This is a genomic window from Liquorilactobacillus cacaonum DSM 21116, assembly GCF_001436735.1.
Taxonomy (GTDB): domain Bacteria; phylum Bacillota; class Bacilli; order Lactobacillales; family Lactobacillaceae; genus Liquorilactobacillus; species Liquorilactobacillus cacaonum.
Map to the genome: position 1 here is coordinate 104,214 of NZ_AYZE01000010.1, position 6,683 is coordinate 110,896.

The window sequence follows — 6,683 nt, forward strand, 5'->3', positions numbered from 1 at the left end:
AACTCTGTTTTTAGTACAATGTAAGTTGTAAGATATTCAAGTAGACTGGTTTCAAAAGAAGATAATTGATGTAAAAGTTAAAGGGGATTATTGAAATGACTGAAAAAATTACGATTTTACATACTAATGATTTACATTCACATTTTGAAAATTGGCCAAAAATTCGACGATATCTAATTGAAACAAGAGAAGAATTGATAAAAGACAATAATTCAGTATTAATATTTGACTTGGGAGATTCCATGGACCGAGTTCATCCACTAACTGAGGCAACAAATGGAAAAATAAATGTTAAATTAATGAATACAGTTGGATATGATGCAGTTACGATTGGAAATAATGAGGGAATTGGAAATTCACATGAGCAATTAGATTTTTTATATCAAGATGCGAATTTTCCAGTGATTTTAGATAATATAAAAAATCAAGAAGATGGCAAAAGACCGTCATGGATAAAAACTAATAAAATATTTGAAACTAAAAATGGTACTAGAATTGGTGTTCTGGCTTGTACTGCTCCGTTTCCTGCCACATACGAAATGAATAAATGGTACGCAGAAAAAGTTGGAGATGTTCTTCCAAAATTGTTATCAACTTTGAAAAGTCAGACAGATATAATAATTCTCTTATCACATCTAGGCATTGATGTGGATCGTTCATTAGCAAAACATTTCAAGGAAATAAATATTATTTTGGGTAGTCATACACATCATCTTTTAAAAAAAGGAGAATTAATTGATGGAACGATGATTTGTGCGGCAGGCAAATGGGGGGAATATATAGGTCGAGTTGATCTTGAATGTGTAAATCAAAAAATAGTAAAAATTAAAGCGAGAACTGTTGAAACAGCATTGTTATCCGAATCTAATGATGATAATTTTGAGATTAATAATTATCAAAAAGAAGGAGAGCGTATGCTAGATGAGCAAAAAGTTGCATTTTTAACTAAAGATTATTTAGGAATGAAACAGGTTGCTTCACCCTTAATGAATATGAGTTTAGAATCAATAGAAAAGGCAACAAATACAAAAATTGCAATTTTAAACGGCGGTTTATTTTTGGGAGATTTGCACCAAGGAATAATTTCAAAAAAGGATTTACATCGCATATTACCACATCCTATGAGAGTCATTAGGGTTCGACTGAATGGATATAATTTATGGCGCCTGATTAGAGAAATGGAGAAAAATCGAAACCACTTAAGAAATTTATTGGTTAAAGGTAATGGGTTCAGAGGAAGCATCTTTGGAGAAATATTGTATGATGGAATAAAGTATGACTCGCTTTCAAAAAATATTTTAATTCATGATAAGATGATTGATTTGGGGGCGGATTACGAATTTGCAACTGTGGATAATTTTGTATATTGTCCGTTTTTCCCTACACTAGAGATTGCGGGGCAGGTTTCTTATATAGGTAATCGATTTTTGAGAGATATTGTTGGGGATTACTTTGGGGAAAAATTTCCTGTATAATTAATGTTGAATTAAGGAGCGTGAAGAATGAATAGTGAAAAAAAAGAGCGACGTGAGGCACAACTAGCAAAAAAGGCTGAGACGATTAAAGCATATGCCAGTGATGTTCAAATGAATAGCGAGACAGAATTGTTGATTGATGGGCATCCATATGTTATTGAAAAGAATTTTCGAGATGGTTTTGATATTGAAAAACTTAAGGAGAGATTCAGCCAAATTCTCACAAAGTATGATTATATAGTAGGTGATTGGGGATACGATCAATTAAGATTGCATGGATTTTATGCGTCAAATAGTAAAAAAGGATTTCCTTCGCAAAGTATCAATCATTTGCAAGATTATTTACTAGAATACTGTAATTTTGGATGTGCTTATTTTATATTGCATAATTTGGATGTTGCTAAGACAACAAAAAAGAAAACTAATCATATTAATAAAAAGAAGAAAAAAGAGTTAGGCAAGAATACGCAAAAAAATCCCAAAGAGAATGATAAAAGGAAAAAGGCACAATTTACTGAAAAAACATTTGAAGTACATGAGAGAACGACTGAGAAGAATAAAGATCAAGTTACAGTTTCTACAATAAAAAGGAATAATATTAGAAAAAGGCACTTTGTTATTCGCCAAAAGAATGAATAAATATATTGTATTCATGTAAAGGAGATAGTATTTAGATGAAAAAATATAAGGGGTATTTAATTGATTTAGATGGGACAATATATCGTGGAAAAGACCCAATACCAGCAGCAAAGAGATTTATCAATAATCTTCAACAAAAAGGGATTCCTTTTTTGTTTGTAACGAATAATAGCACACAAGTGCCTGAGAAAGTTGTCGAAAACTTGCGCAAAAATTTCGATATTTATGTAACTGTTGATAATGTTTATACTTCAGCACTAGCGACTGCTGATTATGTTGCTGACCTTGATGAAGAAAAAAGAAGTGTCTATGTAATAGGAGAAGCTGGATTGAAACAAGCATTGTCTGATAAGCATTTTGTTTTTGTAGAGGAAAATCCTGATTATACAGTTGTTGGGTTGGACTATGATGTAACTTATCATAAATTTGAATTGGCAACGCTAGCCATCAGAGGTGGATCAACTTTTATTGGAACTAATGCAGATACTAATCTACCAAACGAAAGAGGTCTAGTACCAGGAGCAGGATCTGTCATTTCACTTGTTGAATGTGCAACTCAACAAAAAGCAAAATATATTGGTAAACCAGAAGCTATTATCATGGAGAAAGCTCTAAATAAGATAGGACTGTCAAATGATGAAGTTATCATGGTTGGTGACAACTATATGACTGATATATTGGCAGGAATTAAAAGTAATATCGATACCTTACTTGTTTATACAGGTGTCTCGACACACGAGTTGGTTAAAACTAAAGAGGTAAAACCTACTTATGAAATTGATTCTTTGGATAAATGGGCTTTTTAGATGACAATGATTAAATTTAAAGAGTATTTAGGAAATGTTATTTTATTTTTATTTATTATATCTCTAAGTGTGGCAATTACAATTAATTTTACGCCACTCTATCATTTCTTCGTATTTAAGGACAATTTGGGGAGCTCAGTTGGATTAAGCAATCATGCACTAATGATAGAGTACGGGAAGTTATTAGCTTTTTTAAATTATCCTTGGATTGATAGACTAAATCTTGTAATATCGTCGTCATCTAAGGGATTGCATCATTTCTACGATGTTAAAAAATTATTTCTTTTAAATTATATTGTATTAATTGTCACGGCTATGCCGGCTATCCGCAAGATATTAAAAATGAAACGGCAAAAAAAAATTTGGCAACTTATTGTTCCGTGTAAAACAATGATGTTATTTTTTCTTGTTCTAGTTATAATAATGATTCTTAATTTCAACACATTTTTTGTTGACTTTCATGAGGTGTTATTTAGAAATAGTGATTGGTTATTTGATCCTAGAAAGGATCCTATAATTAACGCTTTGCCAGATACTTTTTTTATGGCATGTTTTACTTTTTTCTTTTGTCTAGTGGAATTCTTTCTAGGATGTGGAGTCCTTTTGGGTAAACAAAGTTTGAAATAATCGTTTTGGTGCCTAAGTACGAAAAGTATTACATAGATAAGGTATTAATTATAAAGAAATGAGACTATACCAGGAGTTAAATTCTGATATAGTCTCGTTTTTTTCACATATGTTTATTTAATGAAATTATTTTTAAGAGTTTAGGCACTTTTTTTCTTGAAAATCCCAATAAAGGCAGGTATTAATGAGATGATAATTATTCCGATGACTACTAGAGAAAAATGTTCTTTAACAAAAGGAATATTTCCAAAAAAGTAGCCACTCGCGCAACAAAGTGTCATCCAAGCTGATGCACCAATCATATTGTAACGGAAAAATTTTGTGAAGGGCATATTACTACTGCCAGCAACGAATGGAGACATCGTCCTGATTATGGGCATAAATCTTGCTAGGGAAATTGCAACAGCTCCATGTTGTTCAAAAAATGAACGTGTATGTTGGAGATTTTCTTCCTTAATGAATTTTCCAAGAAAGGAATTTTTATTTATTGAATTTCCAATTTTATGGCCAATAAAAAAATTAAGTGCGTCTCCTAAAATAGGTGCTAACCAAAATAGCAGTGCAAATATCCAGATGTTTAGGTGATAGTGTGAATTTGCAGCAAGAGCACTTGCTGCAAAAAGGAGTGAATCTCCTGGTAAAAATGGTAGAATGACAGCTCCAGTTTCAATAAAAATGATAATAAATAAAATTAAATATGTCCAGTTGCCAAAGTTGTTTACAATAGCTATCAAATGAGTGTCAATGTGTAAAATGAAATCGATTAAAAAACTCATATTTTACTCCTTATTTTCTTTTTTTATATCAGGAAAATTGTTGATAAGTTGTGTACTGTGGGCTGCTTGTCTAATATCAGGATGAATAATATTCATAGCACTGTTAATTGCAATTGGAGCCTCGCCAAAACCGGTTGCAATCAGATTGACTCTTCCAGGATAATCAATAATGTCGCCGATTGCGAAAATTCCTGGGATAGATGTTTCCATATTCGTTTTCACTTTAATTAAATTATTATTTGTTTCAAGATTCCAATTTTTAAGAGTTTTATTATCTGAGATAAAGCCATAATTAACAAGTAAAAAATCGGTGATTATTTCTTTTGTAGTATCTTCTTTAACCTTTTTTAGAGATATTTTTAATTTTTCATTTTGATTTGTTAGGTTGTTAATGAGATAGGGTGTTTCAAAAACTACGTTTGCTTGTTTTAATGAATTAACATTGCTTTCCAATGCTCTAAATTTATCTCTACGATGAATTAATCTGACCGATTTAGCTATATTTAAAATTTCTAAAGCCCAGTCCACAGCCGAATCTCCACCTCCAGCAATTACAACGTCTTTTCCAACAAAATCATTGAGATTTTTTACAAAATATCTTAATTGTTTATTTTCATATTTTTGTGCATTTTCAATAGCTAATCTGCGAGGTTGAAAAGCACCCACACCTGTTGCAATAATGACTGTACGAGAATATGTTGTTTTTTTGTCTGTTATTATAGTAAAACCATTTTCGTTTTTTGAAATTGATTTTACGGTTTCATTTAAAAAAATTTGAGGGTTAAATTGTGAATTCTGATTTAAAAGATTGTTGACAAGTTCTTCACCTTCTATAGATGAGAATCCTGGAATATCGTACAATGTTTTAGATGGGAAAAGAGCACCCACTTGACCACCAAGTTGATTTAAACTTTCTATGACCTGGGTTTTTGCTTGTCGCATACAAGAATATGTTGCAGCAAAGATACCAACAGGCCCACCACCTATGATTGTAATGTCATAGTAATTTTCGTTTCCCATTGTAATGCTCCTTTCGAATATGTACACTAGAATACATTAGCATAATTGATCTACAAAATAAATTAAATTGGAAAATTATTTAATATTCGGATAAAATGTGTTATGTAAGAATAAAGGAGGAATTACAATGTTTCCACAATTACAAGAAAACCCAGAAAATCCTAAGGTGACAATGCAGACTAATTACGGGGAAATTACGATTGAATTATTTCCAGAATTAGCACCTAAAACGGTTGAAAACTTTTTGAAATTAAGTGAAAAGGGATATTATGAGGGAGTTATTTTTCATCGCGTGATTAAAGATTTTATGATTCAAGGAGGCGATCCAAGTGGTACCGGTATGGGTGGACAAAGTATTTGGAATAAGTCGTTTGAAGATGAGTTTTCAAATCAGCTCTTTAATTTAAGAGGAGCTTTATCAATGGCTAATGCAGGTCCTAATACAAACGGAAGCCAATTTTTTATCGTTCAAAATGAAAGTTTACCTAATCAGATGGTTGAACAAATGATACAGGCTGGGTATCCAAATGAAATAGTAGAAGAGTATAAGAAGGGTGGAACACCTTGGCTAGATCATCATCATACTGTTTTTGGTCAAGTTCGTTTAGGCCTAAATATAGTAGATGAGATTGCTTCAGCTGAAAGTATACAAGACAAGCCTGTTAAAGATATAGTGATTAACAAGATTATTATTAGCTAATTCATTAATTACAGGGGTGAATTTATGGATTATAAAATTGGATCAATTGTTGAAGGTAAGGTAACAGGGATACAAACTTATGGTGCTTTTGTTTCTCTTGATTCACATATGCAAGGCCTTATCCATATTTCAGAGTGTCGGCATGGCTATGTTGCTGATATTCACCATTACTTAAAGACTAATCAAAGAGTTAAAGTTATGATTATTGATATCGATGAATATACTGGAAAGATAAGTCTTTCTTTGAGATGTTTAAAAGACGCATTTGTAAATATAAAAGATGAACGTGTTAGATGCAATCATAAACATTATTGGACTAACTATAAAGTTAATGATGGATTTAAGCCGATAGAGTCTCATTTGAATAGTTGGGTGGGTAATGCTTTAGAAGATATTGAAAGAAAATAAAAATAATGCTTGACCTGTAATGAATAAATTGATATTATATTTCTTGTTGATTGTCAGAAAATGCTTAGGAACACTGAGTTATCATTGGCTTTTCATGAATATTAATGGATATTTATTCTTTTTTTACAGTTAAAAATAAAAAAATGTTGACTTTTAACATCAGATGTATTATTATCAAATAGTTGCGTTAAGCGATTATGTAGACCTTTGAAAACTGAACAAAGTTTCGACA

Annotated in this window: 8 protein-coding genes; 6 read left to right on the forward strand and 2 right to left on the reverse strand. The window is 31.4% G+C overall.

Features of this window, described 5'->3' with window-relative positions; translation table 11 throughout:
- The first annotated feature begins 95 nt into the window (after positions 1–95).
- Genes FC80_RS03735 through FC80_RS03750 form a run of 4 tightly spaced genes read left to right on the forward strand, consistent with a single transcriptional unit; the run spans position 96 to position 3,547 of the window.
- Positions 96–1,475, forward strand: coding sequence for a bifunctional metallophosphatase/5'-nucleotidase (locus FC80_RS03735; protein WP_057828806.1), 1,380 nt, complete (start codon positions 96–98; stop codon positions 1,473–1,475).
- A gap of 27 nt (positions 1,476–1,502) precedes the next feature.
- Positions 1,503–2,114, forward strand: a complete 612-nt coding sequence (locus FC80_RS03740) for a YutD family protein (protein ID WP_057828807.1) — start codon at positions 1,503–1,505, stop codon at positions 2,112–2,114.
- A 35-nt stretch (positions 2,115–2,149) separates the two neighbouring features.
- The gene (locus FC80_RS03745; protein ID WP_057828808.1) at positions 2,150–2,920 is read left to right on the forward strand and encodes a TIGR01457 family HAD-type hydrolase; all 771 of its coding nucleotides are present in this window, start codon (positions 2,150–2,152) and stop codon (positions 2,918–2,920) included.
- Positions 2,921–3,547 (forward strand): TIGR01906 family membrane protein, encoded by a 627-nt coding sequence (locus tag FC80_RS03750; RefSeq protein ID WP_057828809.1) that lies wholly within the window; start codon positions 2,921–2,923, stop codon positions 3,545–3,547.
- 140 nt (positions 3,548–3,687) lie between these two features.
- On the opposite strand, the gene FC80_RS03755 is transcribed toward FC80_RS03750, so the two are convergent.
- Both FC80_RS03755 and FC80_RS03760 read right to left on the reverse strand, forming a co-directional pair.
- On the reverse strand, positions 3,688–4,323 hold the full coding sequence (locus FC80_RS03755) for a VTT domain-containing protein (protein ID WP_057828810.1): 636 nt from the start codon (positions 4,321–4,323) through the stop codon (positions 3,688–3,690).
- A gap of 3 nt (positions 4,324–4,326) precedes the next feature.
- Positions 4,327–5,343 carry an NAD(P)/FAD-dependent oxidoreductase gene (locus FC80_RS03760; protein WP_057828811.1) on the reverse strand — a complete coding sequence of 339 codons (1,017 nt, stop codon included), beginning with the start codon at positions 5,341–5,343 and terminating at the stop codon, positions 4,327–4,329.
- A 127-nt stretch (positions 5,344–5,470) separates the two neighbouring features.
- Here FC80_RS03760 and FC80_RS03765 point away from each other — a divergent pair, with 127 nt between their 5' ends.
- Complete coding sequence (locus FC80_RS03765; RefSeq protein ID WP_057828812.1) at positions 5,471–6,043, forward strand: peptidylprolyl isomerase; 573 nt, start codon at positions 5,471–5,473, stop codon at positions 6,041–6,043.
- Positions 6,044–6,067: 24 nt separating this feature from the next.
- Positions 6,068–6,451: a CvfD/Ygs/GSP13 family RNA-binding post-transcriptional regulator gene (locus tag FC80_RS03770; protein WP_057828813.1), complete on the forward strand. Its 384-nt coding sequence runs from the start codon at positions 6,068–6,070 to the stop codon at positions 6,449–6,451.
- Positions 6,452–6,683: the final 232 nt, after the last annotated feature.

Coding starts and splice junctions, on each gene's coding strand:
- FC80_RS03735 (WP_057828806.1), top strand. CDS start 96: ATGACTGAAAAAATTACGATTTTACATACTAATGATTTACATTCACAT.
- FC80_RS03740 (WP_057828807.1), top strand. CDS start 1,503: ATGAATAGTGAAAAAAAAGAGCGACGTGAGGCACAACTAGCAAAAAAG.
- FC80_RS03745 (WP_057828808.1), top strand. CDS start 2,150: ATGAAAAAATATAAGGGGTATTTAATTGATTTAGATGGGACAATATAT.
- FC80_RS03750 (WP_057828809.1), top strand. CDS start 2,921: ATGACAATGATTAAATTTAAAGAGTATTTAGGAAATGTTATTTTATTT.
- FC80_RS03755 (WP_057828810.1), bottom strand. CDS start 4,323: ATGAGTTTTTTAATCGATTTCATTTTACACATTGACACTCATTTGATA.
- FC80_RS03760 (WP_057828811.1), bottom strand. CDS start 5,343: ATGGGAAACGAAAATTACTATGACATTACAATCATAGGTGGTGGGCCT.
- FC80_RS03765 (WP_057828812.1), top strand. CDS start 5,471: ATGTTTCCACAATTACAAGAAAACCCAGAAAATCCTAAGGTGACAATG.
- FC80_RS03770 (WP_057828813.1), top strand. CDS start 6,068: ATGGATTATAAAATTGGATCAATTGTTGAAGGTAAGGTAACAGGGATA.